We start from the raw sequence: 16,180 nt of genomic DNA on the forward strand, positions 1-16,180 counted from the left end.
CGCCCGGCCGTATGCGGCCTATGCCCGGTTCTTCGCGCCGTCGTGCTGCGCGGGGACGCGCTCCTTGTCGCGCCGGTCGTCGTCGCTGTGGCGCTTGGCGTCGTCGTGGTCCTTGAGGCGTGCGCGCAGGTCGCGGACTTCGCGTTCGAGGGCGTGGGAGCGTTCGTGGGCGTCGTAGAGGTAGCGGACCTTGGTGCGCAGGGCCCAGGGGTCGATGGGTTTCATGACGAGGTCGGCGACGCCGAGGCGGTAGGCGGTGGCGGTGAGTTCGGCGTCGGGGCCGAAGCCGGTGAGGAGGATGACGGGGATGTGCTGGGTCTGTTCGACGCCGCGCATGTAGCGGACGACGTCGAGGCCGCTGACGCCGGGCATGCGGACGTCGAGGAGGAGCAGGCCGACCTGGCCGCGGAGGACTTCCTTGAGTGCCGCGTCGCCGCTGGTGGCGCGCGTGAGCAGGTAGCCCAGTGGGGCCAGGGCGCTCTCCAGGGCGTACAGCGTGTCCTCATGGTCGTCGACGATGAGGATCTTGGCTTCCGACGGCATGGCCTCTCACCGTGTGTGGTCGATTCCTGACGAGGAGTGCTCACGCAGGATGCCCTGTGGAGGACTCGATGTCACTCCCCCGAGGTCGGCGCCTTGCCTGCGGGGGCGTCCGCGTTCGACATGCCGGTCGTGTTCGTCGGGCCGGTCGTGTTCGTCGTGCCGTTCAGGGCGTCGTCCGCGATGCGTTCGTGGTGCCGGATGACCTCGGCGATGATGAAGTTCAGCAGTTTCTCGGCGAACGCCGGGTCGAGCTTGGCGCTTTCGGCGAGGCCGCGCAGCCGGTTGATCTGTTGGGACTCGCGGCCTGGGTCGGCGGCGGGCAGGTGGTGCTCGGCCTTGAGGTGGCCGACCCGCTGGGTGCACTTGAAGCGTTCGGCGAGCATGTGGACGACGGCCGCGTCGATGTTGTCGATGCTGTCGCGCAGCCGGGTCAGTTCGGCCCGTACCTCGGCGTCGACCTCGTCCGTGTTGCTGGTGGTCATGGTCGTCACCCTACGACGCCGTGGTTCGGCGCCCGCACCGGCTTAGAGTGGAACGTATCGAGACGTCTTCCGGGGGTGCGGACGTGGCGAACGGCGGACCTGTCGAGCACGGCTACCCGCACCTGGACACCGTGCGGGCGTCGATCACCGCCCTGTACAAGCGGCTCTCCCACGACACGATCCAGACCTTCGACACCAGTGTGGCCCCCGTCGACGTGGCGTTCTGCGACACCGACGATCTGCATCTGGGGGCGCAGCGGGTGGCGCGGGAGCTGGTGCGGCACTATCGGCTGCCGGATGCCCGGCTGATCGTCGGGTTCCGGGAGATGACGCACGCGGCGCATGTGGAACTGGCGGCGGGGCCGGAGTACTTCGTCGAGCTCAACGACCGCTTCCGGACGCATCGGCGGGACATCGGGGCGGCCCTCGCGCACGAGGTGATGCACGTATATCTGCACCGGCTCGGGCTGTCCTTTCCCGGGACCCGGGAGAACGAGATCCTGACGGACACGGCGGCGACGTATCTGGGGGCGGGGTGGCTGCTGCTGGACGCGTTCCGGGAGGACGGCGCGTCGTCGCAGAAGCTGGGGTATCTGACGCCGGAGGAGTTCGGGTACGTGCTGGCCAAGCGGGCCCAGTTGTTCGGTGAGGATCCGTCGGTGTGGTTCACCAGCGCGCAGGCGTATTCCGCGTACGCGCAGGGGCGGGCGCGGGCGCGGAGCGACGAGCGGCAGCCGCCGCTGACGGCGGCAGGGCGGGTGGGGCGGCGGCGGTACGTGCGGGATCGGCGTCATGCGCGGGACGACCTGCGGTCGGCTTCGCCGGGGTGGGGGCGTCCGGCATGGGGGTGCCGTACGTGTTCACGCCGGAGGGGCGGGGGCCGCGTTGCGGGTGTCGTTTCCCTGTCCTACGTGTCAGCAGCGGATTCGGGTGCCGGTGCGGGGGCGGGTGCGGGCTCGGTGCGGGTTGTGTCGGACGGTGCTGGAGTGTGACACGTAGGGGTCGGGGGCGGGGCGCGGGAGGGTGGTGCGTGCGGTGCGTGGGCGGGTGCGGGTGAGTGGGGCTTGTCGCGCAGTTCCCCGCGCCCCTTGGAAGCTCCCAGCGGGCCCCTGTTCGAGAGGCGGGCCCATGTCAGCCTGCGCCGTACACCGGGCCCGGCTCTCGTGCCTGGGGCAGGAGTTTGCGTACCGTCTCTCCCGCCTCGCGCGGGGTGCGGCGGGCGCCTCTGTCCTCGGTCGGGCCCGGGTGCCAGCCTTCCATGACGGTGATGCGGCCGGCCTCCGTCTCGAAGACGCGGCCGGTGACGCCGTCGCTCGCGGGGGACCCCAGCCAGACCACCAGGGGGGAGACGTTCTCGGGGGCCATGGCGTCGAAGCCGGTGTCGGGCGCGGTCATGGTCTCGGCGAAGACCGTCTCGGTCATTCTGGTGCGGGCCGCGGGGGCGATCGCGTTGACCTGTACTCCGTAGCGGGCGAGTTCGGCGGCGGCGACGAGGGTGAGGCCGACGATGCCCGCCTTGGCGGCGCTGTAGTTGCCCTGGCCGAGGGAGCCCAGCAGGCCCGCGCCGCTGCTGGTGTTGACGATGCGCGCGGTCGGGGTGCGGCCCGCCCGGGTCTCGGCGCGCCAGTGGGCGGCGGCGTGTTTCAGGGGGAGGAAGTGGCCCTTGAGGTGGACGCGGAGGACGGCGTCCCAGTCGTCCGCGTCGAGGTTGACGAGCATGCGGTCGCGCAGGAACCCGGCGTTGTTGACGAGGGTGTCGAGCCGGCCGTAGGTGTCCAGGGCGGTGCGGACGAGGGAGGCGGCGCCGTCGGTCGTGGCGATGTCCCCGCCGTGTGCGACCGCGTCCCCTCCCCCGGCGCGGATCTCCTCGACGACCTGGGCGGCAGGGCTGTCGGGGTCCGGTGTGCCGTCGAGTCCCACGCCGAGGTCGTTGACGACCACGCGGGCGCCCTCGGCGGCGTACGCGAGCGCGTGCGCGCGCCCGAGCCCGCGGCCCGCGCCGGTCACGACGACCACGCGCCCTTCGCAGAGCCGCCCTTCGGGGTACGGGGGTGTGCCGCTCATCGTGGTTCTCCTTCGTCAATGACTGTGGGGGCCGTCGCCGCGTCCAGGAAGGCGGGGCGTTCGCCGCCGCCGTGGACGAGGAGGGAGGCGCCGGTGATGTAGGCGGCCGCGTCGGAGGCGAGGAAGACCGCCGCGTCGCCGATGTCGGACGGGGCGGCGAGGCGGCCCAGCGGGACGGTGCGGGCGACGGCGGCGATGCCGTGCTCGTCGCCGTAGTGGAGGTGGGAGAGCTCGGTGCGGACCATGCCGAGGACGAGGGTGTTGACCCGGATCTCCGGGGCCCACTCGACGGCCATGGAGCGCGCGAGGTGTTCCAGGCCGGCCTTGGCGGCGCCGTAGGCCGCCGAGCCGGGTGAGGGGCGGCTGCCGCTGACGCTGCCGATCATCACGATCGCGCCGCGGGCTCGCCGGAGGTGCTCGTGGGCGGCGAGGGAGACGGTCAGCGGAGCGGTGAGATTGAGCTCGACGACGCGGGCGTGGTGGCGGGCGTCGGTCGCGGTGAGCGGGCGATGGGGTGTGCCGCCGGCGTTGTTCACGAGGACGTCCACACGGGGCAGTTCGGCGAAGAAGCGGTGCACCGCGTCGGGGTCCCGGACGTCCAGCGGCATGAACTCGGCGCTCTTGAGCGGGACTTCGGGTGGTCGGCGGGCGCAGGTCACGACGTCGGCGCCGGCTTCGGCGAAGGCTCGGGCGATGCCGGCGCCGACACCGCGCGTGCCGCCGGTGACAACGGCGACCTTCCCGTTGAGCCGCATCCGCTGCTACCTTCCGCAGGAGAGACGCACCAAACAAACGTTAGGTGGAAGGTAGCTGATGCTCCGATGACTGTCTCCACCTCGTCCCCGGAAAAGGGGATTTCCGTCGTCACGGTCGACTTCCCGCCGGTGAACGCGCTGCCGGTGCGCGGGTGGTTCGAGCTGGCCGAGGCCGTGCGCGACGCGGGGCGCGATCCCGAGGTGCGGTGTGTCGTGCTGGGCGCGGAGGGGCGCGGGTTCAACGCCGGGGTGGACATCAAGGAGATCCAGGCGGTGGGGCACAGCGCGCTGATCGGCGCCAACCATGGTTGCGCGGAGGCCTTCGCCGCCGTGTACGAGTGCGAGGTGCCGGTGGTCGCCGCTGTCCAGGGGTTCTGTCTGGGCGGCGGGATCGGGCTGGTGGGGAACGCGGACGCGATCGTGGCGAGCCAGGACGCGACCTTCGGTCTGCCGGAGCTGGACCGGGGCGCGCTCGGTGCGGCGACGCATCTGGCACGGCTGGTGCCGCGGCATCTGATGCGCGCGCTGTACTACACCTCGCGTACGGCGACCGCCGCCGAGCTACGGGCGCACGGTTCGGTGTGGCGGGTCGTGCCGCGTGTCGAACTGCCGTCCGCCGCGCTGGAGTTGGCGCGGGAGATCGCCGCGAAGGACGGTCGGCTGCTGCGGCTGGCCAAGGCCGCCATCAACGGCATCGACCCCGTCGACGTCCGCCGCAGCTACCGCTTCGAGCAGGGCTTCACCTTCGAGGCGAACCTCAGCGGGGTGGCCGACGAGGTCCGGGACACCTTCGGGGCGGCGGGGAGGGCGGGGACGGCGGGTGCGGCCAAGGCGGATCCGCCGGCCGAGGAACGGGACGCGGCCGGAGGACGGGAGACGGCCAGGGAACAGGGCACCGCCGGGAAGCGGGACGCCGCCGGGGAACAGGGCACCGCCGGGGGCGGGGCGCGGTGGAGGAAGCGACGCGGTGGAGGGGATCCGGGTGAGTGACAAGGCGATGACCGCCGACGAGGCCGTCTCGCGGCTGGTGAGCGGGATGACGCTCGGCATCGGTGGCTGGGGCTCGCGCCGCAAGCCGATGGCCCTGGTGAGAGCGGTGCTCCGGTCCGGGATCACCGATCTCACGGTGGTCTCCTGCGGCGGCCCGGACGTCGGGATGCTCGCCGCCGCCGGACGGATCCGGAAACTGGTCGCCCCCTTCGCCACCCTGGACTCCATACCCCTCGAACCCCATTTCCGCGCGGCGCGCGAGCGGGGTGCGTTCGAGCTGATGGAGATCGACGAGGCGATGTTCCTGTGGGGCCTGCGCGCCGCCACGCACCGGCTGCCGTTCCTCCCGGTGCGGGCGGGCATCGGCTCGGACGTGATGCGGGTCAACCCCGGGCTGCGGACGGTCACTTCACCGTACGACGACCGGGAGACCTTCGTCGCCATGCCCGCCCTGCGCCTCGACGCGGCCCTGGTGCACGTCAACCGGGCCGATCGGCGGGGCAACGGCCAGTATCTGGGACCGGACCCGTACTTCGACGACCTGTTCTGCGAGGCGGCCGACGCCGCGTACGTCTCGTGCGAACGGATCGTGGACACGGCCGAGTTGGCGAAGGAGGGACCGCCGCAGACGCTGCTGGTCGCCCGGCATGTGGTGACGGGGGTGATCGAGGCCCCGAACGGCGCGCACTTCACCTCCTGCGCCCCCGACCACGGCCGGGACGAGGCCTTCCAGAAGCTGTACGCGACCACGCCCTGGGACGACTTCGCGGAGCGGTTCCTCTCCGGCGACGAGGCCGCCTACCAGTCGGCCGTACGGGCCTGGCGGAGGGAGGTTTCGTGAACGCGGGGACGACGGACGAGGGGACGACGGACGAGGCGACGCCGACGGACGGCGCGACGCGTGCCGAGTACTGCGTGATCGCCTGCGCGGAGGCCTGGCGCGGGGCCGGGGAGATCCTCGCGAGCCCCATGGGGCTGATCCCGTCGCTGGGCGCGCGCCTGGCGAGGCGGACCTTCTCGCCCGACCTGTTGCTGACCGACGGCGAGGCGCTGCTGGTCGACCTCGACGGCACCGTGGAGGGGTGGCTGCCCTACCGCCGGCACCTGGACCTGGTCACCGGCGGCCGACGACACGTGATGATGGGCGCGAGCCAGATCGACCGGTACGGCAACCAGAACATCAGTTGCGTCGGCGACTGGGCGAGGCCGAGGCGACAGCTGCTGGGGGTGCGGGGTGCGCCGGTCAACACCCTGAACAACCCGACCAGTTACTGGGTTCCGAAGCATTCGCGGCGGGTCTTCGTCGAGAAGGTCGACATGGTGTGCGGGGTGGGTCACGACCGCGTGGCCGCGCATCCGGCCGCCGCCCGCTTCCACCGTCTGCCGCGGGTCGTGTCGGACCTCGGGGTGTTCGACTTCGCCACGCCCGACCGCGCGATGCGGCTGGCCTCGCTGCACCCCGGGGTCACGGTCGAGCAGGTGCGGGAGGCGACGGGCTTCGCGCTCGCCGTCCCGGACGAGGTGCCGTACACACGTGAACCCACGGCGCAGGAGCTGCGGTTGATCCGCGAGGTGCTCGATCCGGCGGGCGCCCGTTCCCGTGAGGTTCAGGGCTGATGGAGACGGCGCTCACCCGGCTCGTCGGCGTCCGTCATCCGGTCGTGCAGACCGGTATGGGGTGGGTGGCCGGCCCTCGGCTGGTCTCGGCCGCGGCGAACGCGGGGGCGCTCGGGATCCTGGCCTCCGCGACGATGACGCCCGCGCGGCTCCGGGACGCCGTACAGGAGGTGCGGTCCCGCACGGACGCGCCGTTCGGGGTGAATCTGCGGGCCGACGCGACGGACGCGCGGGAGCGGGTGCGGATCGTCGTGGAGGAGGGCGTCCGGGTGGCGTCGTTCGCGCTCGCGCCGTCCAGGGAGCTGATCGCGGAGCTCAAGGACGCGGGTGTGGTGGTGATCCCGTCGGTGGGCGCCCGGCGGCACGCCGAGAAGGTGGCGGCGTGGGGTGCGGACGCGGTGGTCGTGCAGGGCGGCGAGGGCGGTGGACACACCGGGGAGGTGGCGACGACCGTGCTGCTGCCGCAGGTCGTGGACGCCGTCGACATTCCCGTCGTCGCCGCCGGCGGCTTCCACGACGGGCGGGGTCTGGTGGCCGCGCTGGCGTTCGGGGCGGCCGGGGTGGCGATGGGCACCCGGTTCCTGCTCACCTCGGACTCGACGGTGCCCGACGCGGTGAAGGCCCGCTATCTGGCGGCGACCGTCAAGGACGTCACCGTCACGCGGGCCGTGGACGGGTTGCCGCACCGCATGCTCCGCACGGAGTTCGTGAGCGCGTTGGAGGCATCCGGGCGGGCGCGCGCCCTGCTGCGCGCCGTGCGGCACGCGGCCGCATTCCGGCGGCTCTCCGGGCTCACCTGGCGCGGCATGGTCCGCGACGGCCTGGCGCTGCGGCACGGCAAGGACCTCGCCTGGAGCCAGGTCCTGCTCGCCGCCAACACGCCCATGCTGCTCAGGTCCGCGATGGTGGACGGTCGTACGGACCTGGGGGTGATGGCGGCCGGCCAGGTCGCCGGCGTGATCGACGACCTGCCGTCCTGCGCGGACCTGGTGGAACGGATCATGAGAGAGGCGGACGAGGTACGGGGGCGTCTCGGCGACGCCTGACCCCTACGCACGGGGGGCGGCTCGGCGACGCCCGACCCCCTACGCGCGGACGCGCCGTTCGGCGCCTCCCCCGTGCCGTCAGAGCCTCTCGATGATCGTCACGTTCGCCTGGCCGCCCCCCTCGCACATGGTCTGGAGGCCGTAGCGGCCGCCCGTGCGCTCCAGTTCGTGCAGGAGAGTCGTCATCAGCTTGGCGCCGGTCGCGCCCAGGGGGTGGCCGAGGGCGATGGCGCCGCCGTTGACGTTGACCTTCTCCGGGTCGGCGCCGGTCTCCTTCAGCCACGCCAGGACGACCGGCGCGAAGGCCTCGTTGATCTCGACGAGGTCGATCGCGTCGAGGGTGAGGCCGGACTTCTTCAGGGCGTACGCGGTCGCCGGTATCGGCGCGGTGAGCATCCGTATGGGGTCCTCGCCGCGTACGGAGAGGTGGTGCACGCGGGCGCGCGGGGTCAGCCCGTGTTCCCGTACGGCGCGTTCGGAGGCGAGCAGCAGCGCCGCGGCGCCGTCGGAGACCTGGGAGGAGCAGGCGGCGGTGACGGTGCCGCCGTCGATGACCGGCTTCAGCGCGGCCATCTTCTCCAGCGAGGTGTCCCGGCGCGGCCCCTCGTCGACACTCACGTCGCCGTACGGCACGGTCTCGCGCGCGAAGCGGCCCTCGTCGAGGGCCCGTACCGCCCGGCGGTGGGAGGTCAGGGCGTACTCCTCCTGGTCGCGGCGGCTGATGCCCCACTTCGCGGCGATCGTCTCGGCGCCGGCGAACTGGTTCACCGGCCGGTCGCCGTAGCGGGCGCGCCAGCCCTCGCTGCCCGCGAAGGGGCCGTCCGTGAGTCCGAGGGGGACGGCGGCCTGGCGGGAGGCGAAGGCGATGGGGATCATCGTCATGTTCTGGACGCCGCCCGCGACCACCAGGTCCTGGGTGCCGGAGAGCACTCCTTGTGCGGCGAAGTGCACGGCCTGCTGCGAGGAGCCGCACTGCCGGTCGACGGTCGTGCCCGGTACCTCCTCGGGCAGCCCGGCGGCCAGCCAGCTGGTCCGGGCGATGTCACCGGCCTGCGGGCCGACGGTGTCCAGGCAGCCGAAGACGACGTCCTCCACGGCGGCCGGGTCCACGCCGGCGCGTGCGACGAGTGCCTTGAGGGCGTGTGCGCCGAGGTCGGCCGGATGGACCTGGCCGAGCCCTCCCCCGCGCCGCCCGACGGGCGTCCGGACCGCTTCGACGATATAGGCCTCGGCCATGGCAACTCCCTTGACGTCAGAGGTTGTTCACCGATTGAGCTCCTGGTCGTGCGTCGCGGCCCCGCCGTGGGGCCGCGCGTGTACGGCGATCCCGTCCAGGACCATCGACAGGTACTGCCGGGCGATCTCCTCCGGGCCGAGCTGTCCGCCGGGCCGGTACCAGGAGGCGGCGACCCACACGGTGTCGCGCACGAACCGGTAGGTGAGCCGGGTGTCGAGGTCGGCGCGGAACTCCTGGGCGGCCACCCCGCGTTCCAGCGTGGCCAGCCATGCCTTCTCGAACGTGCGCTGCGACGCGTCGAGGAACTGGAACCGGTCCTGCGCGACCAGCTTCTTGGCCTCGTTCTGGTAGATCGCGACGGCGGCGCGGTGCCGGTCGATGGCGCGGAACGACTCGACGACCAGGGCCTCGAAGGTCTCCCGGGGGCGCAACTCGGCGTCCAGGACGGCGTCGTAGCCCTCCCAGAGTTCGTCGAGGAAGGTCCGCAGGATCTCCTCCAGCATCGCGTCCTTGGACTCGAAGTAGTAGTAGAGGCTGCCCGCGAGCATGCCGACGTCGTCCGCGATCCTGCGGACGGTGGTGGCGTTGTACCCCAGATCGGCGAAGACCTCCGCGGCCCGGTCGAGGAGTTCCCGGCGACGGGCGGGCGCGGCGGGCGGCTTGTCGCCGGCGGTCGTCCGGGGCTTCTTCTTGGTCGGCACGCTGTTCCTCGTCCTCACGGGTGCTGGTCGCTCATGGGCGCTGATTGCGCACGGGTGCTGGTCGCTCATGGATGCTGCTCGCTCACGGATGCTGGTTGCTGACGGAGACGATCTCACCCGTCAGGTACGAGGAGTAGCCGGAGGCGAGGAACACGATCACGTTCGCCACCTCCCAGGGTTCGGCGTACCGCCCGAGGGCCTCGCGCGCGGTCAGTTCCTCCAGCAGCTCCGGGGTGGTGACCTTCACCAGGTGCGGGTGCATGGCGAGGCTGGGCGAGATGGCGTTGACCCGGACCCCGTACGCGGCCGCCTCGATCGCCGCGCACCTGGTCAGGGCCATGACGCCGGCCTTGGCGGCGGCGTAGTGCGCCTGGCCGGCCTGGGCGCGCCAGCCGACGACGGAGGCGTTGTTGACGATGACGCCGCCGCCGTTGTCCCGCATCAGGCGCAGCGCGGTCCGGGTGCAGCGGAACGTGCCGTTCAGTGTCACGTCCAGCACCTTGGACCACTGCTCGTCGGTCATGTCGACGAGGTCGCTGGTGCCGCCGAGGCCCGCGTTGTTGACGACGATGTCGAGCCGTCCGTGCAGCCGGGCGCCGGCCTCGAACAGGGCCCGCACCTGGTCCTCGTCGGTCACGTCGCACGGCACCGCCCGGACGGACTCCGCTCCGAACTCCTCGGCCAGCTCGTCCCGGTACGCCTTGAGTCTGCGCGTGTGGGCGTCGCTGATCAGTACGCGCGCGCCCTCCTCCAGGAAGCGTCGTGCGGTGGCCCCGCCGATGCCCGCGCCGGCCGCGGCGGTGATCACGGCGGTGCGTCCGGCGAGCAGATGGTGGCCGGGGAGGTACGTCGGAGGGTCGACGTTCTTCATGCGGGCACGCTAACCTACCAAACACTTGTTAGGGAAGGAGCAGTGCTCCATGGACCTCGCTTGTTCCCCTGCCGACGAGGCCTTCCGCGCCGAGGCCCGTGCCTGGCTGCGCGGCCATGTCCCGTCGGGTCCGCTCCCGTCCCTGGAGACCGAGGAGGGCTTCGCCGCCCATCGGGCATGGGAGGCCGAACTCTTCGCCGACCGCTGGTCGGTGGTGAACTGGCCGACCGCGTACGGCGGCCGCGACGCGGGGCTGCTCCGCTGGCTGCTCTTCGAGGAGGAGTACTACGCGGCGGGCGCTCCGGGCCGGGTCGGCCAGAACGGCGTCAACCTCCTCGCCCCGACCCTCTTCGACCACGGCACCGAGGAGCAACGGGCGCGCGTGCTGCCCCCGATGGCCTCCGGCGAGGTGGTGTGGGCCCAGGCCTGGTCGGAGCCCGGGGCCGGGTCCGATCTGGCCTCGCTCACCTCCCGGGCCGTGCGCGCGGACGGGGGCTGGCTGCTGAACGGGCAGAAGACCTGGTCGTCACGGGCGGCGTTCGCGGACCGGGCGTTCGGCCTGTTCCGCATCGAGCCCGGCACCGACCGGCCCCACCAGGGGCTCACGTATCTCATGTTCGACCTGCGCGCCCCGGGGGTGACGGTCCGCCCGATCGGCCGCCTCGACGGCAGGCCCGCGTTCGCCGAGCTCTTCCTCGACGACGTGTTCGTGCCGGACGAGGACGTCATCGGCGAGCCCGGCCAGGGCTGGCGCATCGCGATGTCCACCGCCGGCAACGAACGCGGTCTGACGCTCCGCTCCCCGGGCCGCTTCCTGGCCTCCGCGCACCGGCTGCTCGCCCTCTGGCACGACCGGGGCAGCCCGGCGTCCGCCCGCGAGGCGGTGGCCGACGCGCTGATCGGCGCCCGCGCCTACCAGTTGTTCACCCACGCTGCCGCCTCCCGCTTCGTGGAGGGCACGCCGATCGGCCCCGAGGCCAGCCTGAACAAGGTCTTCTGGTCCGAGTACGACATCGCCCTGCACGAGACGGCGCTCGACCTGCTCGGCGAGGAGGGCGAGTCGGCGGACACCGACTGGTCCGAGGGGTACGTCTTCTCCCTCGCCGGCCCGATCTACGCCGGTACCAACGAGATCCAACGCGACATCATCGCCGAACGCCTCCTCGGCCTGCCGAAGGGCCGCCGCTGATGCGCGGAGCGCGCCTGAATGGCCGCCCCCGACATGTGGCCTCGACTGCGAGGGCCGTCCGCCGAGCGGTGGTCGCCGCCCGCAGGCCACCGCCGACGCGCGGCACCGACCTCAAGGGCCTCCGCCGAGGCGTGGCCCCCGATCGCAGGGCCCCGCCCCGCAGGGCCGCACCCCGACGCACGGCCTCGGCCTTCAAAGGCCTCAACTGACGTGTGACTCCCTCCCGAAGGCCACCGCCGACGCGCGGTCCCGACCCCAAGGGCCTCAGCTGACGCGGGCCCCCGCCCGAAAGGCCGTCACCGGATGCGTTTCCTCCTGGACACCGAACAGCGGGCGTTCGCCGAGTCGCTGGACGCCATGTTGTCGGCCGCCGGCACGCCCGCCGTCGTACGGGCCTGGGGGCGCGGGGAGCACAAGGCGGGGCGTGCGGTGTGGGCGCGCCTCGGGGACGCGGGCGTGTTCGCGCTGGCGGCACCGGAGGAGTACGAGGGGGTGGGCCCGCTCCCCGTCGAACTGGCCGTCGCCTTCGTGGAGTTGGGTCGGCACGCGGTTCCGGGCCCGCTCGTGGAGACGGTGACGGCGACGGTGCTCCTGGCGGGCCTGGGCGACCCGGGCCCGGCCAAGCGCCTGCTCCCGGCGCTGGTGTCGGGCGAGGCGATGGCCACGGTGGCGCCGGCGCCGGGATCGTACGCGCTGGACGGGGACACGGCGACGACCCGCCTGACCCTCGCCCCGGAGACGGGCGAACTGCGCCTCGCCCCCGGCCACGGCCCCGTGCGCCACTCCCTGGACCCGGCCCGCCGCCTGACCCCGCTCTCCACCGGCGGCGACCTCCTCGCCGCCGACCCGTCCCTGCTCGCCCACGCCCTCGTCTGGGCGCGTCTCGCGGTCGCCGCGCAGGCGCTCGGCGTCGGTCTGGCGCTGCTCGACAGGACGGTGGCATACGTCAAGCAGCGCACCCAGTTCGGTGTGCCCGTGGGGTCGTTCCAGGCGGTGAAGCACCGGCTGGCGGACGCCAAGGTGGCCCTGGAGTTCGCGCGGCCGCTGGTCTTCGGGGCGGCGGTCACCCTGGACCCGGCGGACGCGGCGGCGGCCAAGGTGACGGCGTGCGAGGCGGCGTACGCGACGGCGCGCACGGCGCTCCAGGCGCACGGCGCGATCGGTTACACGGCGGAGTACGACCTGTCCCTCTGGCTGACCAAGGCGCGCGCGTTGCGGAGCGCGTGGGGCTCGCCCGACGAATGCCGGGACGTGGTCCTCAGCGGTCCTCAGCAGTGATGGCTGCCCGGGACTACGGGATGATTCCCTGCGCCCGCGCCGCCGTCAGCCAGCTGGGAAACTCGCCCAGCAGTCGGTCGTACAACTCCGCGTCGGACACGGACCCCGGATCCGAACCGGCATGGAAGAAACCGGCGTTGTCGACGACCCGCTTCCCCGGCACCGCCAACTCGTCCAGTCGGTGCAGGAAGTCGAACTGCTTGCTGTCGGGGTCGCCGAAGCCGATGAACTGCCAGAACAAGGGGAGACGAGCGGCCTTGCAGACGTACTTCTCGGCGGCGAGCCGGCTGGTCGGCCCGCCGTCGGTCTGGAACACCACGAAGGCCGGGTCGCTCCCGCCGCAGTCGAGATGGTGGTCGATGACGGCGTCCATGGCCACATGGTAGTTGGTCTTCCCCATGTGTCCGAGCCCGGTCACGATCCGCTCGACGCGGCCGTGGTGACCGGTGAGGTCGATCTCCGTGACCGCGTCGACCCCGGTGGAGAAGAAGAAGACCGGCACGCTCCCGTCGTCGTCGAGCTGCGCCGACAGCCCGAGCACCCGATCGGCGAGCGCCTGCACGCTGCCGTCCTTGTAGTACGGCCGCATGGAGCCGCTGTGGTCGACCACGAGGTAGACGGCGGCGCGCTGCCCCCGCAGACCGTGTCGGTCGAGGGAGGCCCCGGCGGCCTTGTACAGATCCACCAGGGCGGGGGCGGTCTCCTGCATCTTGCTGAGGCTGATGGCGGGCATGAGGGGCCTCCCGGCACTGGAGCGCGACGAAGACTCCGAGGCTAGGGGGTGTTTCGAAAGTCCCGCACAGCACCCACGGCGCCCGGCACGCACTCTCGCCGCACCGGCCGAAACCCCAAGTACGTCCAGTACGAGGGCTTTCGTCCGGCACGCCGAGAGCACGCACCGGACACCGCGGGCACCGCACAGGACTTTCGAAACACCCCCTAGTAGGGCTCCGTTAGGTTGCTCTGGCTCTTGGGTTCTGGCTGGTGGTGGATGTTCTGGGCAGCGGGCGGTGGCAGGTGGTGCAGGTGCCGGTCCAGCAGTTCAGCAGGTCCTGGATGGCGTCGAGGATCTGGTAGAGGGTGAGTCCGCTGTATCGGCTTTTGGGGACAGGCGCTGTTCGGTGAGGAAGGCGTGGGCGGCGGTGACCAGGGTGACGTGGTGGTGCCAGCCGTTCCAGGAGCGGCCCTCGAAGTGGTCCAGGCCGAGGCCGTGCTTGAGTTCCCGGTAATCGTGCTCGATGCGCCAGCGGATCTTGGACAGGCGGACCAGTTCGGTGATCGGTGTGTCGGCGGGCAGGTTGGACAGCCAGTAGTCGGTGGGTGCTTCGGCGTCCTGGGGCCATTCGACCAGCAGCGTCACCTCGGGCAGGACACCGTCCCAGTGGCCGTGCTCGGCAGTGGCGGCGGCTTGGGCCAGACGGCGGGCCCTCACCCCGGCCTACCGCACCCGCAGCGCCAGAAAGCGTGAGTGCATCGGCCCGCGGGAGCCTTCACGCCAGGTCACCTCGGTGAACGCCTGCCGTCCGTGCTCCTGAGCCAGCGCTGCCACCGAGGACGGCTTGTCCCGGTAGCGGGGCTGCGGCCTGCGACCGTTCCCGGACCAGGCCGGGGCGGTGGGCCGCACGTCGTGCGGGTGGACCGTCACGTCCGAACGGACCGCCACGACATAGCCGATGCCCCGCTCGCTCAGACCGTCGCGGAAGTCGGCGTTCTGCCCGTAGCCGGCGTCGGCCACCACCACCGGCGGCACCAGACCCCACCCGGCCAGCTCATCGAGGATGTCCAGGGCCAGACGCCACTTCTCCCGGTGCCCGACCTCCTGCGGTATCCCGGTCTTCTGCCGCCGCACCGCATCGTCCGCCCACTCCTCGGGCACGAACAGCCGCCACTGCAGCGGACAGGACGCCGTGTCGGAGACCGCGTGCACACTCACCGCGACCTGGCAGTTGGCCCGCTTGCCCAGCGCCCCGCAGTACTGGCGCGCGACCGCCACCGACATCTTCCCGTCCTTGGGGAACGACACGTCATCGACCGCCCACGCCTCCGGGCCGATTCTCGGCACCATCCGCTGGGCGATCCGCCGCCGCACCGGCACCGGATCCCACGTCGACTGGTTCACGAACTGCTGCAGGTTCTGCTCGTTGCCGTCCGGCAGCCGTTCCGCCATCGGCTGGATCGACTTCCGCCGTCCGTCCAGCATCAGTCCCCGCAGGTAGCAGTCGCCCTTCGCCCGCTGATCCTTACGCGGCACCGACGCGAACACGTCAGCCACGAATAACGCCAACGTCGCCCGAGCACGGTTCACTTCATGTGCGTCCACACCTTCAGCGTTCCCCCAAACAGGACCGACAGACAGACGTAACGGAGCCCTACTAGGGCACTCCCCCGCAGCGCGCTCCCGCCCAGGTTCGCTATTTTGTTCGCCGCCGTCCTCACCGGCTCGTCATCAGCCCCGCACCCACAAGGAGCCGGCCGTGGAACCCGAGTCCTCGTCGTCGTCCGAGCCCGCCGTCACCACCTGCTACCGCCACCCGAACGTGGAGTCCTACGTCCGCTGCACCCGCTGCGAGCGGTTCATCTGCCCGGACTGCATGCGCGACGCGGCCGTGGGCCACCAGTGCCCGGAGTGCGTGAGGGAGGGCGCGAGAAGCGTCCGCCAGGCCCGCACGGCCTTCGGCGGCCGGATCTCGGCGGTCCCGCTGGTGACGTACGTCCTGATCGGCCTGAACGTCGTCGCGTACGTCGCCGAACTGCTCCGCCCGTCGATCGTCGACGACTTCGCGATGCTGGGCCGGGGCCTCACCGGCCCGGACGGTCTGCGCTACGTCTGGCAGAGCGCCTACCCGGGCGACTTCCACCTCGAAGGCGTGATCGACGGCGAGTGGTACCGCCTCCTCACCGGCGCCTTCCTCCACATCCCGCCCACCGAGGGCACGTTCGGCATCCTCCACATCGTGATGAACATGGTCACCCTGTGGAACGTGGGCCGGGTGGTGGAGGCACAGCTGGGCCGCGCCCGCTATCTGAGCCTGTACCTCCTCTCCGCCCTCGGCGGCTCCGTCCTGGTCCTCCTCCTGGCTCCCGACAGCAGCACGGTCGGCGCCTCCGGCGCGATCTTCGGCGTCTGCACGGCGTACTACGTCCTGGCCCGCCGCCTCGGCGCCGACCCGGCGGGCATCAACCGCTTCATGGCGGGTCTGCTGATCTGGCTGGTCATCTCGGCCGTCGTGACGTCCTGGCAGGGCCACCTCGGCGGCCTCCTCACAGGCGGCCTGACCGCCCTGGCCTTCGCGTACGCACCGAGGGACCGACGACGGGTGCTGGTACAGGCGGGGGCGTGCGTAGGGGTACTGGCGCTGTTGGTGGTGCTGGCGGTGGCGAAGGTGGCGGCGATGACGGGCTGAGGC

At 72.0% G+C, this 16,180-nt stretch carries 14 protein-coding genes and 3 pseudogenes; 8 read left to right on the forward strand and 9 right to left on the reverse strand.

Annotated elements, in window-relative coordinates; all coding sequences use genetic code 11:
• Positions 1-18: 18 nt before the first annotated feature.
• Positions 19-543 carry a two-component system response regulator gene (locus E4N62_RS14865; RefSeq protein ID WP_230214752.1) on the reverse strand — a complete coding sequence of 175 codons (525 nt, stop codon included), beginning with the start codon at positions 541-543 and terminating at the stop codon, positions 19-21.
• Between the two features lie 71 nt (positions 544-614).
• Complete coding sequence (locus E4N62_RS14870; RefSeq protein WP_230214755.1) at positions 615-1,025, reverse strand: chorismate mutase; 411 nt, start codon at positions 1,023-1,025, stop codon at positions 615-617.
• Positions 1,026-1,108: 83 nt separating this feature from the next.
• Here E4N62_RS14870 and E4N62_RS14875 point away from each other — a divergent pair.
• Positions 1,109-2,024, forward strand: a pseudogene (locus tag E4N62_RS14875) (hypothetical protein).
• A gap of 132 nt (positions 2,025-2,156) precedes the next feature.
• Here the strand turns inward: E4N62_RS14875 and E4N62_RS14880 are convergent.
• Together E4N62_RS14880 and E4N62_RS14885 are read right to left on the reverse strand one after the other, a co-directional pair.
• The gene (locus E4N62_RS14880; RefSeq protein WP_230214760.1) at positions 2,157-3,089 is read right to left on the reverse strand and encodes an SDR family oxidoreductase; all 933 of its coding nucleotides are present in this window, start codon (positions 3,087-3,089) and stop codon (positions 2,157-2,159) included.
• Positions 3,086-3,844 carry an SDR family oxidoreductase gene (locus E4N62_RS14885; RefSeq protein WP_230214762.1) on the reverse strand — a complete coding sequence of 253 codons (759 nt, stop codon included), beginning with the start codon at positions 3,842-3,844 and terminating at the stop codon, positions 3,086-3,088. The genes E4N62_RS14880 and E4N62_RS14885 overlap by 4 nt, the downstream gene beginning before the upstream one ends.
• 66 nt (positions 3,845-3,910) lie before the next feature.
• On the opposite strand from E4N62_RS14885, the pseudogene E4N62_RS14890 reads away from it, so the two are divergent.
• The 4 genes and pseudogenes from E4N62_RS14890 to E4N62_RS14905 form a co-directional block, all read left to right on the forward strand.
• Positions 3,911-4,648, forward strand: a pseudogene (locus tag E4N62_RS14890) (enoyl-CoA hydratase family protein); the annotation flags it as partial.
• A 178-nt stretch (positions 4,649-4,826) separates the two neighbouring features.
• On the forward strand, positions 4,827-5,675 hold the full coding sequence (locus tag E4N62_RS14895) for a CoA transferase subunit A (RefSeq protein ID WP_230214765.1): 849 nt from the start codon (positions 4,827-4,829) through the stop codon (positions 5,673-5,675).
• Positions 5,672-6,451, forward strand: a complete 780-nt coding sequence (locus E4N62_RS14900) for a CoA-transferase subunit beta (protein WP_230214767.1) — start codon at positions 5,672-5,674, stop codon at positions 6,449-6,451. The genes E4N62_RS14895 and E4N62_RS14900 overlap by 4 nt, the downstream gene beginning before the upstream one ends.
• Positions 6,451-7,497, forward strand: coding sequence for a nitronate monooxygenase family protein (locus E4N62_RS14905; RefSeq protein WP_230214770.1), 1,047 nt, complete (start codon positions 6,451-6,453; stop codon positions 7,495-7,497). Before E4N62_RS14900 ends, E4N62_RS14905 begins: the two co-directional genes overlap by 1 nt.
• Before the next feature lie 78 nt (positions 7,498-7,575).
• Here E4N62_RS14905 and E4N62_RS14910 read toward each other — a convergent pair whose 3' ends face one another.
• The 3 genes from E4N62_RS14910 to E4N62_RS14920 all read right to left on the reverse strand — a co-directional run bounded on the left by E4N62_RS14910 (position 7,576) and on the right by E4N62_RS14920 (position 10,306).
• The gene (locus E4N62_RS14910) at positions 7,576-8,733 is read right to left on the reverse strand and encodes an acetyl-CoA C-acetyltransferase (protein WP_230214773.1); all 1,158 of its coding nucleotides are present in this window, start codon (positions 8,731-8,733) and stop codon (positions 7,576-7,578) included.
• A gap of 27 nt (positions 8,734-8,760) precedes the next feature.
• Positions 8,761-9,435: a TetR/AcrR family transcriptional regulator gene (locus E4N62_RS14915; protein ID WP_230214775.1), complete on the reverse strand. Its 675-nt coding sequence runs from the start codon at positions 9,433-9,435 to the stop codon at positions 8,761-8,763.
• Positions 9,436-9,517: 82 nt separating this feature from the next.
• Positions 9,518-10,306 (reverse strand): SDR family oxidoreductase, encoded by a 789-nt coding sequence (locus tag E4N62_RS14920; protein WP_230214777.1) that lies wholly within the window; start codon positions 10,304-10,306, stop codon positions 9,518-9,520.
• A gap of 49 nt (positions 10,307-10,355) precedes the next feature.
• Here E4N62_RS14920 and E4N62_RS14925 point away from each other — a divergent pair, with 49 nt between their 5' ends.
• Entirely contained in the window at positions 10,356-11,495 is a 1,140-nt protein-coding gene (locus E4N62_RS14925; RefSeq protein ID WP_230214779.1) for an acyl-CoA dehydrogenase family protein, read from the forward strand.
• A gap of 303 nt (positions 11,496-11,798) precedes the next feature.
• The gene (locus tag E4N62_RS14930; protein WP_230214780.1) at positions 11,799-12,773 is read left to right on the forward strand and encodes an acyl-CoA dehydrogenase family protein; all 975 of its coding nucleotides are present in this window, start codon (positions 11,799-11,801) and stop codon (positions 12,771-12,773) included.
• A gap of 13 nt (positions 12,774-12,786) precedes the next feature.
• Here E4N62_RS14930 and E4N62_RS14935 read toward each other — a convergent pair whose 3' ends face one another.
• Entirely contained in the window at positions 12,787-13,506 is a 720-nt protein-coding gene (locus E4N62_RS14935) for a VWA domain-containing protein (protein WP_230214782.1), read from the reverse strand.
• Positions 13,507-13,815: 309 nt separating this feature from the next.
• Positions 13,816-15,093, reverse strand: a pseudogene (locus E4N62_RS14940) (IS701 family transposase).
• Between the two features lie 154 nt (positions 15,094-15,247).
• Here E4N62_RS14940 and E4N62_RS14945 point away from each other — a divergent pair.
• Positions 15,248-16,177, forward strand: coding sequence for a rhomboid family intramembrane serine protease (locus E4N62_RS14945; protein ID WP_230214789.1), 930 nt, complete (start codon positions 15,248-15,250; stop codon positions 16,175-16,177).
• Positions 16,178-16,180: the final 3 nt, after the last annotated feature.

Origin of the sequence: Streptomyces sp. MNU76, from assembly GCF_020982545.1 — a bacterium.
Taxonomy (GTDB): Bacteria; Actinomycetota; Actinomycetes; order Streptomycetales; family Streptomycetaceae; genus Streptomyces.